Source organism: Mucilaginibacter sp. P4_D1 (assembly GCF_056401935.1).
In genome coordinates this window covers 1-18,139 of sequence record NZ_JBFUIJ010000022.1, presented here as the reverse complement: position 1 = coordinate 18,139, position 18,139 = coordinate 1, and the positions used below count along the sequence as shown (strand labels likewise).

16 protein-coding genes are annotated in these 18,139 nt (G+C 44.0%); 6 read left to right on the top strand and 10 right to left on the bottom strand.

What is annotated here, in order from left to right; all coding sequences use genetic code 11:
* Positions 1-32: 32 nt before the first annotated feature.
* Genes ahr through AC1DV1_RS18390 form a run of 3 tightly spaced genes read right to left on the bottom strand, consistent with a single transcriptional unit; the run spans position 33 to position 2,593 of the window.
* Positions 33-1,055, bottom strand: coding sequence for an NADPH-dependent aldehyde reductase Ahr (gene ahr, locus AC1DV1_RS18400; protein WP_477361848.1), 1,023 nt, complete (start codon positions 1,053-1,055; stop codon positions 33-35).
* A 32-nt stretch (positions 1,056-1,087) separates the two neighbouring features.
* Entirely contained in the window at positions 1,088-1,414 is a 327-nt protein-coding gene (locus AC1DV1_RS18395) for a hypothetical protein (RefSeq protein ID WP_477361846.1), read from the bottom strand.
* Between the two features lie 45 nt (positions 1,415-1,459).
* Positions 1,460-2,593 (bottom strand): alkene reductase, encoded by a 1,134-nt coding sequence (locus AC1DV1_RS18390; protein WP_477361844.1) that lies wholly within the window; start codon positions 2,591-2,593, stop codon positions 1,460-1,462.
* Positions 2,594-3,041: 448 nt separating this feature from the next.
* On the opposite strand from AC1DV1_RS18390, the gene AC1DV1_RS18385 reads away from it, so the two are divergent.
* From AC1DV1_RS18385 to AC1DV1_RS18375, 3 genes are all read left to right on the top strand, one after another.
* Positions 3,042-5,621, top strand: a complete 2,580-nt coding sequence (locus AC1DV1_RS18385; RefSeq protein ID WP_477361842.1) for a sensor histidine kinase — start codon at positions 3,042-3,044, stop codon at positions 5,619-5,621.
* Positions 5,622-5,831: 210 nt separating this feature from the next.
* Entirely contained in the window at positions 5,832-6,524 is a 693-nt protein-coding gene (locus tag AC1DV1_RS18380) for an alpha/beta hydrolase (RefSeq protein ID WP_477361840.1), read from the top strand.
* The gene (locus tag AC1DV1_RS18375; protein ID WP_477361838.1) at positions 6,521-6,940 is read left to right on the top strand and encodes a nuclear transport factor 2 family protein; all 420 of its coding nucleotides are present in this window, start codon (positions 6,521-6,523) and stop codon (positions 6,938-6,940) included. Before AC1DV1_RS18380 ends, AC1DV1_RS18375 begins: the two co-directional genes overlap by 4 nt.
* Before the next feature lie 345 nt (positions 6,941-7,285).
* Here AC1DV1_RS18375 and AC1DV1_RS18370 read toward each other — a convergent pair whose 3' ends face one another.
* The 6 genes from AC1DV1_RS18370 to AC1DV1_RS18345 all read right to left on the bottom strand — a co-directional run bounded on the left by AC1DV1_RS18370 (position 7,286) and on the right by AC1DV1_RS18345 (position 14,935).
* Positions 7,286-9,445: a glycoside hydrolase family 3 C-terminal domain-containing protein gene (locus tag AC1DV1_RS18370; RefSeq protein WP_477361836.1), complete on the bottom strand. Its 2,160-nt coding sequence runs from the start codon at positions 9,443-9,445 to the stop codon at positions 7,286-7,288.
* A 66-nt stretch (positions 9,446-9,511) separates the two neighbouring features.
* Entirely contained in the window at positions 9,512-9,820 is a 309-nt protein-coding gene (locus AC1DV1_RS18365) for an AtuA-related protein (protein ID WP_477361834.1), read from the bottom strand.
* Complete coding sequence (locus AC1DV1_RS18360; protein WP_477361832.1) at positions 9,810-11,144, bottom strand: acyclic terpene utilization AtuA family protein; 1,335 nt, start codon at positions 11,142-11,144, stop codon at positions 9,810-9,812. The genes AC1DV1_RS18365 and AC1DV1_RS18360 overlap by 11 nt, the downstream gene beginning before the upstream one ends.
* On the bottom strand, positions 11,141-12,436 hold the full coding sequence (locus tag AC1DV1_RS18355) for a CitMHS family transporter (protein WP_477361830.1): 1,296 nt from the start codon (positions 12,434-12,436) through the stop codon (positions 11,141-11,143). The genes AC1DV1_RS18360 and AC1DV1_RS18355 overlap by 4 nt, the downstream gene beginning before the upstream one ends.
* 3 nt (positions 12,437-12,439) lie before the next feature.
* Positions 12,440-13,303 carry an alpha/beta hydrolase gene (locus AC1DV1_RS18350; protein WP_477361828.1) on the bottom strand — a complete coding sequence of 288 codons (864 nt, stop codon included), beginning with the start codon at positions 13,301-13,303 and terminating at the stop codon, positions 12,440-12,442.
* 12 nt (positions 13,304-13,315) lie between these two features.
* A complete protein-coding gene (locus AC1DV1_RS18345) occupies positions 13,316-14,935 on the bottom strand; it encodes a carboxylesterase/lipase family protein (protein WP_477361826.1) in 1,620 nt (539 codons plus the stop codon).
* Positions 14,936-15,067: 132 nt separating this feature from the next.
* Here AC1DV1_RS18345 and AC1DV1_RS18340 point away from each other — a divergent pair, with 132 nt between their 5' ends.
* The 3 genes from AC1DV1_RS18340 to AC1DV1_RS18330 all read left to right on the top strand — a co-directional run bounded on the left by AC1DV1_RS18340 (position 15,068) and on the right by AC1DV1_RS18330 (position 17,771).
* Complete coding sequence (locus tag AC1DV1_RS18340; protein WP_477361824.1) at positions 15,068-16,291, top strand: hypothetical protein; 1,224 nt, start codon at positions 15,068-15,070, stop codon at positions 16,289-16,291.
* A gap of 201 nt (positions 16,292-16,492) precedes the next feature.
* Complete coding sequence (locus AC1DV1_RS18335) at positions 16,493-17,239, top strand: hypothetical protein (protein ID WP_477361822.1); 747 nt, start codon at positions 16,493-16,495, stop codon at positions 17,237-17,239.
* Positions 17,240-17,504: 265 nt separating this feature from the next.
* Complete coding sequence (locus AC1DV1_RS18330) at positions 17,505-17,771, top strand: helix-turn-helix domain-containing protein (RefSeq protein ID WP_477361820.1); 267 nt, start codon at positions 17,505-17,507, stop codon at positions 17,769-17,771.
* A 258-nt stretch (positions 17,772-18,029) separates the two neighbouring features.
* Here AC1DV1_RS18330 and AC1DV1_RS18325 read toward each other — a convergent pair whose 3' ends face one another.
* Positions 18,030-18,125 (bottom strand): hypothetical protein, encoded by a 96-nt coding sequence (locus AC1DV1_RS18325; RefSeq protein WP_477361193.1) that lies wholly within the window; start codon positions 18,123-18,125, stop codon positions 18,030-18,032.
* Positions 18,126-18,139 lie beyond the last annotated feature (14 nt).

Here is an 18,139-nt window from a genome sequence, read left to right as displayed (position 1 = left end):
ACTATTGTTTTGTGTTGATTTAACAGATCATGTTATTTAAAATCAGCATCGAGGATGATCCTGTAATTGGCTTTCCCTGCCTCTAAATGGGCAATAGCATCGTTTATCCTGCTCATGGGGAAATGCTCTGTAACTGGTTTTATTTTGTGATGGGCTGCAAAACGCAGCATTTTATCTAACACGCCCCTTGAACCTCCGGGCGATGCAGATATCGATTTTTGAACGCCTAACAAAGCAATCACCGATACCGGGATAGGCTCATAAACAATACCTACAAAGTGCAGGCGTCCCTTTGGCCCAAGCATGGCAATAATTTTATCCCAGTCAAGCGGTACGGCTACGGTTACAATGATGATATCAAACTTTCCTTTCAGGACATCCCATTCACTGGTATCCTGGCTGGAAACGATATGATCGGCACCCAGTTTTTTTGTTTCATCGTGCTTGGCCGCGTTAGATGAAAAGGCCGTTACTTCGGCCCCCCAGGCATGGCAAAACTGAATAGCAAGGTGACCAAGGCCGCCGATACCGAATACTCCTATCCTATCGGTTGGCTTAACGCCATACTCCATCAGCGGTGAAAAAACAGTGATGCCCGCGCAAAACATCGGGCCTGCGTCGGCGGGGTCCAATCCATCTGGAATAGGTACAGCCCAAATCCAATGTGCTTTTACCCTGCTTGCAAAACCGCCGTGGTGCCCCCAAATGGTAGCCTTTACGTTTTCGCAAAGGTTTTGATCGCCATCCAGGCAAGGGCCGCAATGCCCACAGCTGCCATTAGTCCAGCCAATACCTACGGTTTGGCCAATACGGAGTCCTTTGGTTTTAGCTACATCCCCAAGTGCGACAATCTTCCCGGTAATTTCATGCCCAGGCACCAATGGAAAGGGTATGGTACCCCATTCATTTTTAATAAATGCAATATCGGTATGGCATAAGCCGCAATATTGTACTTCAACCTCTACTTCTTCGGCATCTAATGGCCCCATTTCGTAGGTAAATGGTATTAATTCGGCACCCGGTTCAAGAGCTGCCCATGCTTTTACTGTATTCATATGATTACTATTTGGGTTTATAATTTGTTGCTTTACGTTATTGATGATCGCCATAAATCGTCGACCGACGCGCAGAGGTCAACCGCGGCATCTTGCTGGGTCATTTTTATAACTGTCAAATCCGGCTCGTCCTTCAAAACATTACTTTGAACCCTAATTATCCGCAGATAATTCTCTAACCTGTTCTTAAAATTTTCCCGGGCATTCCCGGCAACTTGCACTGTAGTTATCGGCGACAGCACAATGCGTTCACTATCTTCTTTTGATACGCCCGGTTTTAATGACGCAACGGCGACCTCGTTTACAGCAAAAATTAAAATCTGCTGAAATTTGATTATTGATTTTTTGCTGTTGACCATGGCGATTTTAAAGAAGGTTTTTAATGAATGTTCAATCTTGTTTGGTTACCGGCTTGTAAGATCATAGGTTGGGAAATCAATGTAAAAATGTTCGTTACCCCCCCAAAAAGCATCGCGTTCATAAGGGGTAAGCGGGAGGTTGTGCCTTAATCGCTCGGGCAGATCGGGGTTTGAGGAAAACCAGCGACCAAATGCCACCAGGTCTGCATCGCCACTTTGCAATATGGCCTCAGCGCCATCACGATCAAACCCACCGGCAGAGATGATTGGGTTTCTGAAGATCTTGCGCAGAAAAGCAGAAGCTACCGGGCTTTGCTTTTCATCCAGCGTTTCGGTTCCCATTACCCGGGGTTCAATCACGTGCAGGTAAGCCAGTCCGAGTTTATCCAACTGTTCAACGTAATAACCAAAGGTGGCTTTGGGGTCCGAATCCGAAATGGCTCCCCATTTTCCACTTGGAGATACCCGAACCCCGACCCTATCTGCCCCCCATACAGATACCAGTGCATCCACCAGTTGCAACGGCAGCTTAACACGGTGCTCTATCGATCCGCCGTAGGCATCGGTTCTTTTGTTGGTGCCATCCTGCAAAAAAGTATCGGCCAGGTAACCGTTGGCATTGTGAAGTTCGACGCCGTCGAAACCAGCGAGCAACGCCCTTTCTGCTGCTTTTCTGAATGTTTCTACCAACGCGGGGATCTCTGAGATATCAATAGCCCGGTGCGGTGTAACAGGCACCCAACCATTTGCTGTAAATGATAACCCCTCAAACGGCACAACAGATGGCGCGATTGGTGGCTGCCCATTACTTAATGATTCATGTGATTGGCGGCCATCGTGAGAGATCTGCATAAAGATAAAGCTCCCTTTTGCATGTACCGCATCAACTACTTTTTTCCAGCCTGCTATGTGATGATCTTCGTAGATGCCGGGTGCACCAATATAACCGCGGCTATCATATGAGGGATGGGTAGATTCAGTGATGATAAACCCGCCATCAGTGGCACGTTGGGTGTAATATTCGATCATCATATTGCTTACACTATCATCCGGGTTGGCCCGAAGCCGGGTTAAAGGAGGATGCACCACCCGGTGCTTTAATGTTAAACGACCAAGTTTTACCAGCGAAAATAACTTCATCCCGGTTGCAGGGTTTTCAAGAGTCTGATTTGTTTCCATTTTTAGTGATAACCTTATTATTTAATAGCATTAAAATTTAAAGCAGCGCTTTCGACGCAGAAGATGCCACTTTGATGCCATTAAATAAATCACTAACTACCAGAACATTATGTATAAAATATTAATTTTATGGTATTTTATATCGTAAAATCCTCAAATGAGTTTATGACAAATATATCGGCGTAAATATGGATAGTGAAAATGCAGGTCTTTGTTTTCGGGAATATTATGCCGGAAATGGAGTTACTAACAAACAAAACCCTTTAAATGATGAGACATACCCTCCGGTAAATCCATCATAGATTTGGTAAAAACACGAGATAAAACACCAAAAACAAAATCAGTACACACTAAACAACTCATTATCAAAAGAATAAACATCGGTATACTTTTGGGTAATTATGGGCAGATTTAATGATGGATGTGTACCATCGCTACCTCGCTGTACATGAAACCTGGAAAATATAAACTTATCGGCAGCTACTTACCCGCCTTTCACAATACAACTCAAAATATAAAATACTTATTCCTGGCTGTTCATACCCGTATATCTTGCAATGGCACAATGCCTTCCTTGTTAAAACGATCATCCCTGTTGCTGCTATTTACCATCTTTGAGCTTTCCACCCAGGCCCAAACTGCTGAAAAATACACAGGCAGAACTTTACTACAACTGAGTTCGGGATTTAATACGGTATTGAGGGACGCGCGCGTGGATTTAGATAGCAGCTTATTTATCACTAGCAAACGTTATAAACAGAGCCGCGTATCTACAATCGCAGAAGGCATTGACGATGCCTACACCCTAAAAAATTGTGGTTGGATGGATACCGGAAATATAGATAGCGCAAAACGACAGCTAGCTAAAATTACAGGAGCCAATCATGCCCGGCTTTTGCTATTAATAGGCGCATACTACGCGTTTCACCCCGGCTTTCATCAATATGATAGCGACAGGGGAATTGCTTACCTGCTACAGGCAAAAAAAGAGACTGATACACTTAAACTTACCAAATGGTCGGCCCAATGTGCTTGCCTGTTGGGGAAATGCTATTTCAAAGAAAATAATATCCCCGAAGGCAAGCGCTGGTTTAGTACCGTTACCAATGATGAAAGACTAATCACCGATAAACAAATTCAGGCAAAATGCTGGAATTACGAGGGTATGTACTGCCCTTTTGTCGCGCAGACAACACTTTTCAGAATTGATTGCCTAAACAAAGCCTTAAAGTTTTATAAAGCGTTAAATGATAGCGGCAACCAGGCAAACACACTGATGGATATCTCTTACCTAAGTTTTGCCGGCGGCAAAATGAACGAAGCCAAAGACGCTGCAACCCAATCGCTTGCATTGCAAAAATCGGCTCAGTTTCCATATACTCAGTACAGTTATGACCTATTGGCCTTTTATGCGTTACTGGCTTCAGACTCGCCCAAAGAACTTGAAATGGCCTTTGCAGCATTAAACAGCGCGGAAAAAACGAACGACTCGCTTGAAATGGCCCATTTCTACAAAAGGATCTCGAACGGCTTCATCCGGCTGAACAACGAAACTGAATATAACCGCTGGGAAAAAAGAGCGATGGAAGCTTACGAAAAACACGGTGGCGACTCTGAGTTTTGGGACTTGCTCACCTCATTTTCAAATCAATATGCCACGCCCGAAGACGGGAAAAAAGTACTCAACCTGATCAAAAAAACATGGAAAAACTATCCTCCGGCTAACCCCGTTGAAAAACAAACCGCCTACATAGCCCTGGGGAGTTGTTATCAACGAGCACGAAATTATAAGGAGGCTCATAACTATTACCTGCTTGCCGAAAAGCTGGAGCAACAAAACCAGGTTTTAAAAGGCGGGATGATCAATCACTATTTAACCTTCAAACTTTGCGCGTCCTATTACTTCATGAAAAACTACGCAATGAGCCGTAAATATGCAAAGATGCTCGTCTATCGCCCGGTTAATGATATCCCGGCCGGTAAAGATGATTTTTTGCGTTATTATTTCCAGATGCACCAGTTAGATTCTGTTGCACATAACTATAAATCATCTATTTATTACCTGCATAAGTACGCCAATCTTTTAGATACCATTAGCAGTAAAAACGAAAGCAGACAGATCATCGATATCAACATTAAGTATGAAACCCTGCAAAAAGAAAAAAAACTACAAGAGCTGAAAACACAAAACATCCTGGAGCGTCAAAAAGACGCGCTTACAAAAAAAATCTCCTATGCCGGTTTTGGTTTATTGCTTTTTGTAATTGTGATGATTTACAGCAGGTATTACTTTAACAAAAAAAGTAACGCCCAATTAAAGAAACAAAAGGAAGAAATTGACGATCAAAACAGTTCGCTTCAAAGCATGAACCAAAAGCAACAATCGCTTTTAACAGAAAAAGAGTTGCTTTTAAAAGAGATCCATCACAGGGTAAAAAACAACCTGCAAACATCCATGAGCCTGCTCAATATGCAATCGGCCTATGTAGATAATGAAGTGGCTTTAGAAACCATTCGTATTAGCCAGCGGCGGATGCACGCGATGTCGCTCATTCACCAAAAGCTTTATCAATCAGAAAAACTTACCTCTATCAATATGGCCATTTATATTGATGAGCTAACCATTTACCTACGGGATAGCTTTATAGGCCCCGCCAATATCAGCTTTGAATTACGCATACCACCCTTAGAGCTGGATATAGCCCAGGCCCTTCCCCTGGGCCTGATCATCAATGAAGCCATTACCAATTCCATTAAATATGCCTTTCCCGATAGACGTAAAGGAATGATCTATATTTTTTTGGAGCACACGACAAATGAACACTACTTACTTACCATCAGGGATAACGGTACCGGCTTACCGGATAGTTTTGATAGCGATAGTACCAACTCATTAGGTATGAATCTCATGCGCGGTTTATCAGAACAGTTGCAGGGCGAATTTATCATTCAAAATAAGCATGGCACCCAAATAACGGTAACCATTAAAAAAACCGAACCTGCCGACAATAACGATTTACATAAATAAAAAGCTGATTTAGTATGCCATTCACGCTTCAGTTTTGGATGAACTATTTGGAAGGCCCACCTTAATTCATTGGTATCACTAACATGAATTTACGATATAAAACACCGTTATTTTCGCAACGATCCGATAAATAATTGATAGTCAAATACCTAAAAAATGGCGCTACAATTGCCCATTTATATAAAATCAATCAATTTTTATAATCATATTATGGAAACAAAATTCAATATCGTGCTGGTGCACGGCGCGTTTGGTGACGGCTCCCATTGGAAGCATGTAATTCCCCCATTGGTTGCAAAAGGCTATAATGTGAGGGCCGTACAATTACCCCTAACCTCTTTGGCCGACGACGTTAAGCGCGCAGGCGATATGGTAGCTGCGCTTGAAGGGCCAACGCTTTTAGTAGGTCACTCTTATGGAGGGATGGTAATTTCCGGCGCGGGTAACCAGCCAAATGTAGTAGGGCTTGTTTACATAGCAGCTTTTGCACCTGATGAAGGCGAAGCAGCAGGCGGCCTTTTAGGTTTACGCGATGYACCCGTAGGCATAGCCAGTGTTAAACCCGATGCGCAAGGTTTTCTTTATGTGGACCCGGCGAACTATCATGAAGTATTTTGCCAGGGTGTTTCTGATGAGGATGCTTTAGTGATGGCTTTATCGCAAAAACCAATTAGCGGACAGGCTTTTGGCGATCCATCTGGCGCACCGGCCTGGAAACAAAAACCAAGCTGGTACCAGGTATCTGCTAACGATAAAATGATCCCGCCCGAAACCGAAGCCTGGTTTGCGGAACGGATGCAGGCTAAAAAAACAATTACGCTGGATGCAGGGCACGCGTCTTTAGCTTCAAATGGCAAAGAAGTTACTGATTTTATTATTGAAGCAGCCGAATCACTCATATGAGCAGCGTAGATTTAACCGTACCGGAAAATAACAAAAGCATTGTCAGGGAAGCTTTTGAAGCCGTTTTTAACAAGAGGGAACCGGGTGCTTTCGAAAAATATTGGTCGGCAGATTATATACAACATAGTGCGCATATCCCGCCGGGGCGCCAGGGCCTACAAAGTTTAGTTGCGGCATTACCGCCGGAAGCGCGTTACGAATCGTCGATTATGATGGCCGAAGGCGATTTTGTAATGGTGCATGGCCGTTACTACGGCATACCCGGCCCAAACTGGATAGTTGTTGATATTATTCGCATGGAAAATGGCAAACTGGCCGAACATTGGGACGTTATTCAGGATGAGGCTACAGAGGCGTCGTCAAAAAGCGGCTTACCCATGTTTGGCGACCATTTTGGTGTAAAACCGATCTTCTGATTATTAAACTAATATCTTAACTATTAAAAACCCGCTATCCTATATTGAAGAGCTGAATATCGGCTTTTTGATATGGGATTGCCGTCTTTAATGCAATCTAAGAACTGTTGATACAGGCTTTAGTATGATTTATCGGCAACATTAGGTTGTGATTTGTTTTTGGACGGAATTCGAACCAATTTTTAAAGGACCTACGGTTCTTAAGTAATTCTAAGATGTTATAAAGGTGGTTTCTATTTCCTAGCAATTAAGCACTGGTAGTAAACCCACGAAAATAGCACACCGTATTTATTGAAAAATGAAATTCAAAAACCCAATAATTATTGTTTCAAATTATATTAAAGTTTAGTTGACCTTAAAATTTATAGTTTGTGTAATATCTCTTGACGATGTCCCTGCCACTAATTGGTATTTGCCAGGTTCAACGATCCATTTGCTGGTTTTTTCTTCATAATATGCCAAATCTTTGACAGGAATAAACAAGGTTACATTAGCCGTTGCCCCCGGCGCAACCATGATCTTTTTAAATGCCTTCAATTCCTTCGCTGCTCTTTCAACTTTTGAACCGATTTTACCTATGTAAAGTTGAACGGTTTCTTTTCCGGCATATTTTCCGGCATTTTTTACATTAAGCGTAACCATTATCTTATCATTGGAGCTAAAGACTGCTTTGCCCGTTTTTAGCGCCGAAAGCTTAAAATCGCTATAGGAAAGGCCGTAGCCAAAGCAATATAAAGGTTCTATCTTTTTTGTGTCGAACCAGCGATAACCAACAAGGATACTCTCTTTGTAGTCTACCTTCAGGTTTTCACCTGGGTAGGCGTCCAAAGCATGCGCGGGTGAATCTTTCAAATCAGCGGGGAAAGTAAATGGTAACTTACCTGAAGGGTTTATTTTTCCGGTCAGAACATCTGCCAATGCATTGCCATTTTCGGAACCATTATACCAGGACCAAACGATGGTGCTGTTGTTCTTTTTGATCTTGCCGATATCATAGGGGGCGCCACCAACGATCACTACGATAGTTTTTGAATTGGCAGCCGTTACCGCATCAACCAGTACCTGTTCGCTGAAAGGCAGGCTCAGATCCTTGCGGTCCCGGCCCTCGCTTTCATATTCGCGGTTACCCCCGATAAACAGGATAGCGACATCAGCGCTTTTAGCCGTTGCCACAGCCTGGGCAATCATTGCTGAATCCGGTTTGGTTTCCGGGTTCGGGTTTTTTCGTGACGGCCTGTAAACGCCTGAATAGCCCTGGGCATAGCTAATAGATATGGATTTACCCATCCTTTGCTGTAGCCCTGCCAGGGCAGTTACTTCGTATTTGGCTTTTACGCCCGCACCAAAACCTCCTAAATGAAAAGTGTGTGTCGCGTTGTCGCCAATTACGGCTATACTTTTTATTGATGACGTATTTAAAGGCAACAAGTGCTCATCATTTTTCAATAATACAATCGATTCAGCGGCAATATCATAAACTGTTTTGCTGTGTTCAGGTGTATTCATTTTCCCGGCGGGCGGGTTATTGCTTAAAGAAGTTTGATACATTACCCATAAAATATGTTTTACCTTAGCATCAATTACTTTCATACTTACTTTTCCTGCTTTTACCGAATCGAGCAGCTTATCGGCAAAATAATAGCTGTTATAGGGCGGCCTTGAACCCATCTCCAGATCAAGGCCATGGTTCGCCGCGTTAACGGTACTATGGGTACCGCCCCAATCACTGATCACGATGCCCTTAAATTTCCATTCATCCCTTAATATTTTATTAAGCAGGTAATCATTTTCAGAGCAATATACGCCGCGAAATTTATTATACGCCGACATAATGGTCCATGCGTCACCTTCTGTTATGGAAGCCTTGAAAGCCGGTAAATAGATCTCCCGTAATGCACGTTCATCCACATCAACACTTACGCGGCTTCGTTCAACTTCCTGGTTGTTTACTGCATAATGTTTTACGCAAGCCGCTATGTGCTGACTTTGTATTCCTTTTACGGATTGTACTGCAAGGCGTGCGTTCAAAAACGGATCTTCCGAATAATATTCGTAGGTCCTGCCGCAAAGCGGTGTGCGCGCTATATTGAATGCCGGTGCAAGCATGATATATTTTTTGCGGACCCTGGCTTCTTCAGCCATGTCATGCCCATAACGGTACGCAAGTTCCGGGTTCCAGGTGGCCGCCAACGCCGACCCATTGGGAAAAAAAGTTGCGGAGTCCGTCGTGAGGTTTGCTGAACCCCAGCCTTCTTTAACATCTTCTCGTACACCCAAAGGCCCGTCATCGGTCATCAGTCCGGGGATGCCCAAACGGTCAACACCCGCAGTACTGAAAATGCCATTAGCATGAAGCAATCCTATTTTTTCCTCCAGCGTAAGCTGTTTGATGACGGCTGCTATTTTAGCATCCGTTGCTTTCTCATTTTTTACCTGTGCCTGCAATCGAACGGCAAACAAAGTCAGGAAGCAAATAGACAACCAGGTGGTGATTTTATCTTTCATGGTGCTTAAATTTAAATATAAAGTCAACGGTATAATTTATATCATTCGTTATCAGGCAGTTTCAGGCTATTCAAGATTCATCTCCAACAGTGCATAACTTAAGGTTTTGCCGTGGGTATCCATCACTAAGGAAGTAGTAACCCCGCCTGCCAAAGCTTGCAGGCATACAAACTGCAGCGCGCAAATATTAGGAAGCTCATACCGGACAATTTCGCCATGTATGATCTCTTTGAAATGTTCCTTCACTTTAGCCGCAGTCACCACATTACAGAGCAGCTCATAATCCTTTTCATTGTAGGGTATCAGTGATAAAATCAAGGTATTGCCTTTATCACCTGCTCGGCTGTGCGCTATCTCATAAAGTTTAATGCCCATAATTTTTCACTATTACCGATGGCTTTATTTTGTTCCTGTCGATCAGTACCGACACTATACCGATCACCTCATTTACGTATTTTCGCACCCCGCCACCACCCGCCGGCCCATTGGTATAAAGCGCTTCCACTTCTTCACCTATAATCGCAGCCTGATCAGCAGTGGCACCCTTTCCGGCTATGCGCAAACGTACTTCATAAGGCTGACATTCATTTGCAAGCGAAGAAGGATGAACCGATGTATGGCCGATATAGTCGGTCCTTAAATCAGTAAATTGGCTTTTTAATCGTTGCTGAATAATTTCACCTGCTAAATGCGCCCTTTCTCGTGCGCCTGCCCCCGCATAAGTGATCTCCCCTTCGCCGGTAAAGCCTGCCTTATACCCAATGCTGACTTTTAAGGTGGATGGCTTTTTATTGCCGCTGCCGCCTGTTACCTTGATACGATTTTCCCCATCCTGTTTCAAGTATACTGTGGTGAAATCTGCTGATACATCGGGCGTCAGGTATTGATAAGGATTTGTTACTTCATACAACAGCTGTTCTTTAGCAGTTGCCAGGGTTAAACATCCTCCTGTCCCGTCAACTTTGCTTATAGTTGCACTGCCGTCCGGGCAAACATCTGCAAAAGGATGGCCCAATGTGCTCATATTCTCGATTGGCTTTTTAACCGGATCGGCAAAATAGCCCCCTGTAATTTGCCCCGCGCATTCCATCAGGTGCCCGGTTACCGTTGCTTTGGCAATTATATCCACATCATCCAAAGACCAGCCGAACTCATGTGCCAGCGGCGCGACAAATAACGATGGATCGGCGACACGCCCGGTTATGATAATATCGGCACCTGTTTCCAGCGCAGGCAAAATAGCATCCGCACCTAAATAGGCATTGGCTGAAATAACTTGTCCTGACCGGGAAATAGGATGGCCTGTTTCCATAGCGATCTCATCGCCGCTGATAGATTTCAAAACATCGTCGCCGGTAACTGCCGCAACTTTGATGGTTATACCTTGTCTTTTTGCTATTTCAATAATTTTATCCGCTGCCGCGACCGGGTTTGCCGCCCCCATATTGGTAATGAGTCGGATTTTATTTTTTTTAAGCAAGGGCAATAGCAACACTATGCGTCGCTCCAGCAGCGGATCATACCCTTGCGCCGGGTCTGTCGCTTTTCTTTTTTGAGCTAACGCGATGGTACGCTCGGCCAGGCACTCCAGCACCAGGTAATCCAAATCACCCTTTTCGGCTAAAATCACGGCGGGTTCGAGCCTGTCTCCCGAAAAACCTGCGCCACAACCAATACGGACTTTATCTTTCTGTTTCATATACTTATTGCGCCGGTTAGGATTGCTATAAGAGTCATCACGAGCGTTGTTCCGAACGCCCATTTGAAAGTGAATTTCTGGTGATCTGACAATTCAACCTCCGACAATCCCACCAAAACAAAAGTTGAGGCGGTTAAGGGGCTTAACGGGAAACCCGTCGTCATCTGCCCTAAAATTGCTGCCCGGCCTATTTCTATGGAATTTATGCCATAATGGGTAGCGGCTGTTTTTAAGACCGGGATCACCCCAAAGTAATAAGCATCTGGTGTAAAAACCAAACTTAACGGCATACTGGTGACACCCACCAACGCTGGCAAATAACCCGCATGCGCTTTGGGAATGATGGAAACTATCGATAAAGCCATAGCGTCGATCATTTTAGTTCCGGTGAGGATACCGGAAAATACCCCGGCTGCAAAAACGATGATTGAAACCGAAAACACATTGGCAGCATGTGCATGTATCCTTTTTCTTTGTTCGGCCTGCGAGGGATAGTTAACCAGTATCGCTACGGCAAAGCCGATAATGAATAAAGCCGATGGGGGTGCCAGCGATAAAATAAGCGCTGCGATCAAAATAACGGTCAGAACCACATTGAACCAGAATAAGGCGGGTCGGCGGCTTTCTTTTTGTGCGTCAGAAAGTTCCTGGCGGTGATCGTACTCCAGCTGAACAACGCCTAAACGCTTACGCTCTTTTTTACCAAGCCAGAATGCTACAAATAACACCCAAAGAATTCCGCCGATCATGGACGGCAGAATCGGGATGATCAAATGCGCAGGGTCAGTTTTCATCACATTTAAAGCCCTGGCTACAGTACCCGACCAGGGTACTAAATGCATAACGCCCGCACTGAGCGCGACGATGCAGGGGAGTATCAGCTTCTTCATTCCCAACTTTTTGTAAACAGGGAATAAAGCGGTGATGGTGATCATAAAAGTGGCCGTACCGTCTCCATCCAGGTGAACCAGCATGGCCAAAATGGCGGTTCCCAGGGTAATTTTCAACGGATCGCCTTTGGCAAGGTTAATAATGCCCCTGATCACCGGGTCAAATAATCCGGTATCAATCATCAGGCTAAAGTATAATACGGCAAAGATCAACAGGATACCGGTGGGTGCTACTTGTTTGATCCCGCCCAGTACCATTTCGCCTATCTCTTTCACCCCAAAACCACCGATCAATGCAAATAAAACCGGTACCAGGATCAATGAAAGCAATACCGACAGACGCCTGGTCAGGATCAATCCTAAAAAGACACAGATGGTTAAAAAGCCGAGGATGGATAGCATTGATTAAAATATTACGCCATTGGCTTTTAAACGTTTACTAAAATACAAAACCTGGTAAGGCAAGGCATCCTGCCAGAATTCCCAGGTATGGCCGCCCGGCCGTTCTGTATAATCATGCAGGGTATGGTTATATACCAGTCGCCGGTGCAATTCCCGGTTGGGTTCAAGTAGAAAATCCTCCACCCCGATATCCATTACAATGGGCAATCCATTTTTTCTGATTTGATCAGCCATATTTACTACGGAGTAAGGCAGATAACTATCCGGCGTCATCGGCCCCATTATTTTATCCAGGAACTTTGTTAGACCATTAAACCGTTCCGGGGTCAGGTTCCAGGTGGTCATATTCGGATCGAGCGCTCCGCTCATACTGCCGGCCGCCGCAAATAACTCGGGATGGCGGGTAGAAAGGTAAAGCGAACCATAACCGCCCATGGATAAGCCGGTGATTACCCGTCCCTTTTTGTCTTTGACCGTGTGGTATTTGCTGTCGATAAAAGGAACGACCTCTTTGATAATATAAGTTTCAAATTTGCTGTTTGAATCAACCGGGCTATCGATATAATAACTGAATATTTCTCCTTCCGGCATTACAATAATCATATTGTATTGGTCGGCCAGGTTACGCACCAGCATTTTATCAGGCGTTTTCAGCAGCCAGTCGTTGAAGTGCCCAAAGCCGCCATGTAGCAGGTAAAGTACGGGGAAGTCCTTTTTGCTTTTGTTATAGCTATCTGGTAATACAACGGCCGCTTTGTAAGTTTTATTCATGGCCGCGCTCGGTATCTCAACGGTATCCACCTTTGAAGCATAGCATAAGGGGCTGCAAAGCATGGCGAGCGCAAAAACATAGCAGAGTCTTCTCATCGTTGATAATTTTTATTGTTTTTTGGGAGCGTTGACTATTTTAAGCAGTTCGGCATCCGGGTGATCACGCATTTCACATTTGTTATCCAGGATCATCGTCTCGCCATTTGCAGACGTATAGGCGGGCCATTTTGGCAAACCTGGCGTATTGGGATTACCACTCCGGGCAAAACTGATCCAGGCACTGCTTATTTTCGAGGCAAGTGCATAGGCATCCTTGCCACCGCCTGTCATTTCCTCGCAGCGGCGTATATTATCAAACTGAAAAGCGATATCCATACAATGCATAGCTTTGTACCTGCCATCGTTAACAGGAGACTGCCAGGTAAACAGGTACATGTAAACCGGTGCCGCACCGCTTAACCCGGATTTTTGATCGGCTTGTTTGATGGCTAATGAGCGAAAACCGAATTCGATATCATTGTATTCAAACGGTTTGCTGGTATTTGGGTAAGCTTGCTTCACAGCTGCCATATATGCGTCGGTCTGGTCGCCATATTTTTTCTGTAAAATAACCTTCACATCTTCTATGGTCTGGCCCTTCGGGGTCGGCGCGAAAGCTGCAAACTCATTTTTAGTGGTACCCACCAGCAGCGGTATATTTTTTGAAAGGTCCATGGCGGCCTGATCGGTTGGCTGATTAGGGAACATATCGCCATCCAGTACCGCGTTCCAGCCCACATTTACCGGTTTTCCTTCTTTTCTCAACGCTGTTCCTACTTTTCTTAGCGCCCTATTACCGGCGGCATTCAATTGATCATAGGGTATTTTTTGCAGAGAGTCGACTTGGGAAGCCTGCAAATGTAATTCATCCAGCAAAGCTGCCGCAACGCGCTGCGAAATGGATTTATCCGTAAAAGAAGTGATATAACTGCCGCTTTCTACGATGGCTTTGTTAAATAGCCCTTTCGCCTTGGCTGTATTCATCATACAGGTTACCTTTCCGCCCCCGCCGGATTGCCCGAATATCGTGACGTTATCCGGGTCGCCGCCAAATTGCGCGATGTTGTCTTTTACCCATTGCAAGGCCGCAACGATATCAGCCAGACCGGCATTCCCTGAGTTTTTATATTTATCCCCATAAGCAGAGAGGTCGAGGAAACCCAGGACATTCAACCGGTGATTTATCGAAACAAGTACAACGTCCCCTTTCTTAGCCAGGTTCTCCCCGTCATAGGATGGCAGTTCAATAGACGAGCCGGCCGTAAAGCCGCCGCCATGCAACCATACCATCACCGGGCGTTTCTTCCCGTCATTTAATTTCTGCGTCCATACGTTCAATGTTTGACAATGCTCATTGGAATAACCCAAATCGTGGTTAAAAGCAAATTCAAACGCATCGTTCACTGTCGTAGTCGGATCGGTGGGGCAAACCGGCCCATAAGTCATCGAGCTCCGCTCTTCATTCCAGGCTTTGGGTTTGCGTGGTGCAGTAAACCGGTCAGCTTCCGCATAGGGGATTCCTTTAAAGGTGAATATTCCATTATGAACATAGCCTCTGACTTTTCCGTTATCTGTAGAAGTGACCGCAATCCCTTCACCGGCTTTTATAGGATCGTTATTTTGGCAAAGGGCCGTTAAATTTAAAAAGCAGATGGCTGCCATTAACAACAGTGTAGTTTTTCTTTTCATAATAATTGGTTTTATCAGGAATGACAAATCTATATTTACATCTTCAATTCCATCTTTTTTTAGATTGCTGAATTGTATATAAATTTATCGCTTGATTTCCGAAACGTTTCCGAAACCGGGAGCAAACCTGAAATGCCTAAAAATCATATGAAGCTCAAAACGGGAAAGGACGAAATTGTATACCTGCTGACAAAGGTAGTGCTGAAATACGAGGCAGCAACCGGCCAGGGTATTAAACGAAATACGAACAGAAAGAATTATGAAGACCTGGCGCGCATGTTAAGCGAGATCAGTAACGGCCTTCCCAATACCAGTGAAACGCTTTTCCATAATTATTACCCGCCGGGTGAAAACAATGCGTCTGCCGTTTACCCATTCCGCAAATATGACATAACCGGCGGTCAGCTAAAAGATGCTATTAATGGGATCGTGTCGAACCCGCGCCCATTTTTGGTTGATGCTTGTTACATTTATTTATATGGACAGGGTAGAAAGGGTTTTGCACAAGAACCAGTTGATGCAGGGTTAGTGGATGAGCCGGCAACTGTTGAAATACCAAATATTGATGTGCTTCTTACTGAAGGCAGTAGATTATTGCTGTCCAAAAAGATCAAAACATATCGGGCAATTGTAATCCTGCTTTGTTTTATTTTATTAGTTGGAGGGATTCTTTGGGCTGAAGAAAATTCAAAGGAAAAAAAGCTATTCCGTGATTTAAGCATTTTGCCCTACCGGCCCTCAAGCGCCGAGATCGACAGCCTGGAGGGAATCTGGCTGTGCTATACCGGATCGCCGCAGGCCCGAACGTATGATGCCGGACGATTCCATAAAATTGTTTCTAATATCATGGATGTGAAATACCAGGATGGTTACTTCAAATTCATCCGTTACGGGTCCAATTTCGAACATGCGGGCTATATGCAATTTGAGGCAGCCTGGCTGGTTTCCATTCACTCGCATGTCGTTAACGCCCGGGATAGCATCGAGTCGCCTAAACTATCATTGATGCGTTTGGATGAAGGCAGGCCTTATGTGGATGTCATATCCGCTTCCTGGAACTTTGACCAAGGGAAAAAAAATAGGATCATCGGCATACGGGAGCTTTTCATCAAACAAGGCAAAAGGGGACGGATAGAGGAGATTATAAATACGCCGCAAAACGCAGCTTGTAGTTGTAAAATAATTAAATGGCAAGCACCCGGCAATGCAATTCGCTTTTTTTATTTGAAAAATGAACTGCTGGATACGATTGGAGACAAAAGATTGAAACAAACACTCGACGAGAAAAGTATTTTACTTTCTCAGCCCGGTGATACAACCTTATTGCTACCTGAACATTTTACAAATAGGCATTGAGGTATTATTCGAATTATAAATGTCTTGGATGCTGATCTGTTATAGCGAGGCAATCCCGAGTCAGATAATTTTTATTTACCGTTAGGTTGAAAAGCTTCCGGAGGCTGGCCTCTAACCACTTATTTATGAAGACGGTCCTTGAATTCACTGAGTCTTATAAACTAAAACTATGTTAAGTCGTTTATCAAGAAATATAATTGTATGCCTTCAGAAACCTACTTCAAATTCCGTGGACGCTTTGAGCTATTTCCTCATCGTTACGATATCGGCTGGTTGATATTTACAGACAGGATTTTCGGTTTAAATTTCTTTGTCAATAAGGTTTATAAGATCAAAAAAGATGAGTACGCTACGTTTTACAATTACCAGTTAAATTACTACCTTGAGGGAAACGCCGGACAGGGAGAGGCTTTTTTCGATCATGTTTATGATATTGTAAATACCAGGATTAAATTCTACAAAGGGCTTAAGCCGACCGCCCAAGGATTGAAATTTACCGCCAAACTGGAAGCGTTTCTGGCATACTTGGAAAGCATTGATCAGTGGCATAAAACACAACCCTTGGAATCGGTAATCGCTGATAAAAACAAACAGATTGACCAGTTGGAAGCAAAAATCAAAGAACTGGAGAACCAGATTAAAGATTACGTTAAATATGAAGCCGGTGAAAAGATCGTCATCAGCAAGGACGGCATGCCAGTGTTCATTGACCTGATTGATCAAATAAGGGATTTGAAGTTGCCGAATGGCAATAAATTGGTAAACAGCCAAACGGCAAGTCCTTGGTATAAATTGATCGCCAAGAATTTTTTAAACGGAGATAAACCTATTGCTATAGGCACCGCCCAGAATTATTTCCCGGCCGATAAGGATAACCCGCCTCCGAAATACACGATCATCGCCGAAAAAGACAAACTCTTCAAAATCATACAAAGGCCTAAGAAATAGGCTTTTGTCTTTTCATTCATGACCAAACGCCTCCAATGGTCATTCATTTTGCTGTTTTAGCCCTCACTTTTGAACCATTGTATTCAGTGGCTGGTATTTTATTTTTCCGCTGAACGGGTTGAATAAAGAAAGGAGGGCATCACCGTGCGAAACTAAAGGAGATTTAATAAACAAACATTTAGGGTCACCCTATTAAAGTCCCCAATTAATAAAATAGGGCTTACCCAAATTTGGGCAAGAATTATTCACGAAAAAAATATCAACTATGACAGCAATCGAATTGATCACCAAGGAGGATTTAAGGGAGTTTAAAGGTGAGTTATTGACGGAGATCAAACAACTGATGCAGCCGGGACAGGGGCAATCTAAGAAATGGCTAAAGAGTGCGGAGGTAAGAAAGCTGCTGGGCATATCACCTGGCACGCTTCAAAACCTACGAATCAACGGTACGTTGCGTTTTACCAAAGTAGGCAGCATTATGTACTACAAACTGGAAGATATCAACAAGATCCTGGAGGGTGAAGGCAAATGAAGTTGCAGAAGGAAATTGTCAAAGAACTGGCTGGCTATACCAGCCTGCTTAAGCGCATGGAAAAAGACGACCGGTTGCTGCCGACACACCTCAGTTTATTCACGGGTTTGTTTGTCTGTTTGGATATACCACTGATGTTGACCCCTCTTCGCCAATCTAAAGTGACCCCTCTGAGTTAGGGTTTGAAAGAGAGTAAAGTTGTTGTACAGATAGGCTCCTGAGAGCGGATGTTTTTGTCCGGTTTAACAACTATTATTTTTACAAAAATACATTTTCTGATTTAGAGTTTCTTCTCCTTAGTGATTCGCCATACAATTCGACCCTTAATGAGTGGTGAACAATGCGGTCAAGTATCGCGTCAGCGATGG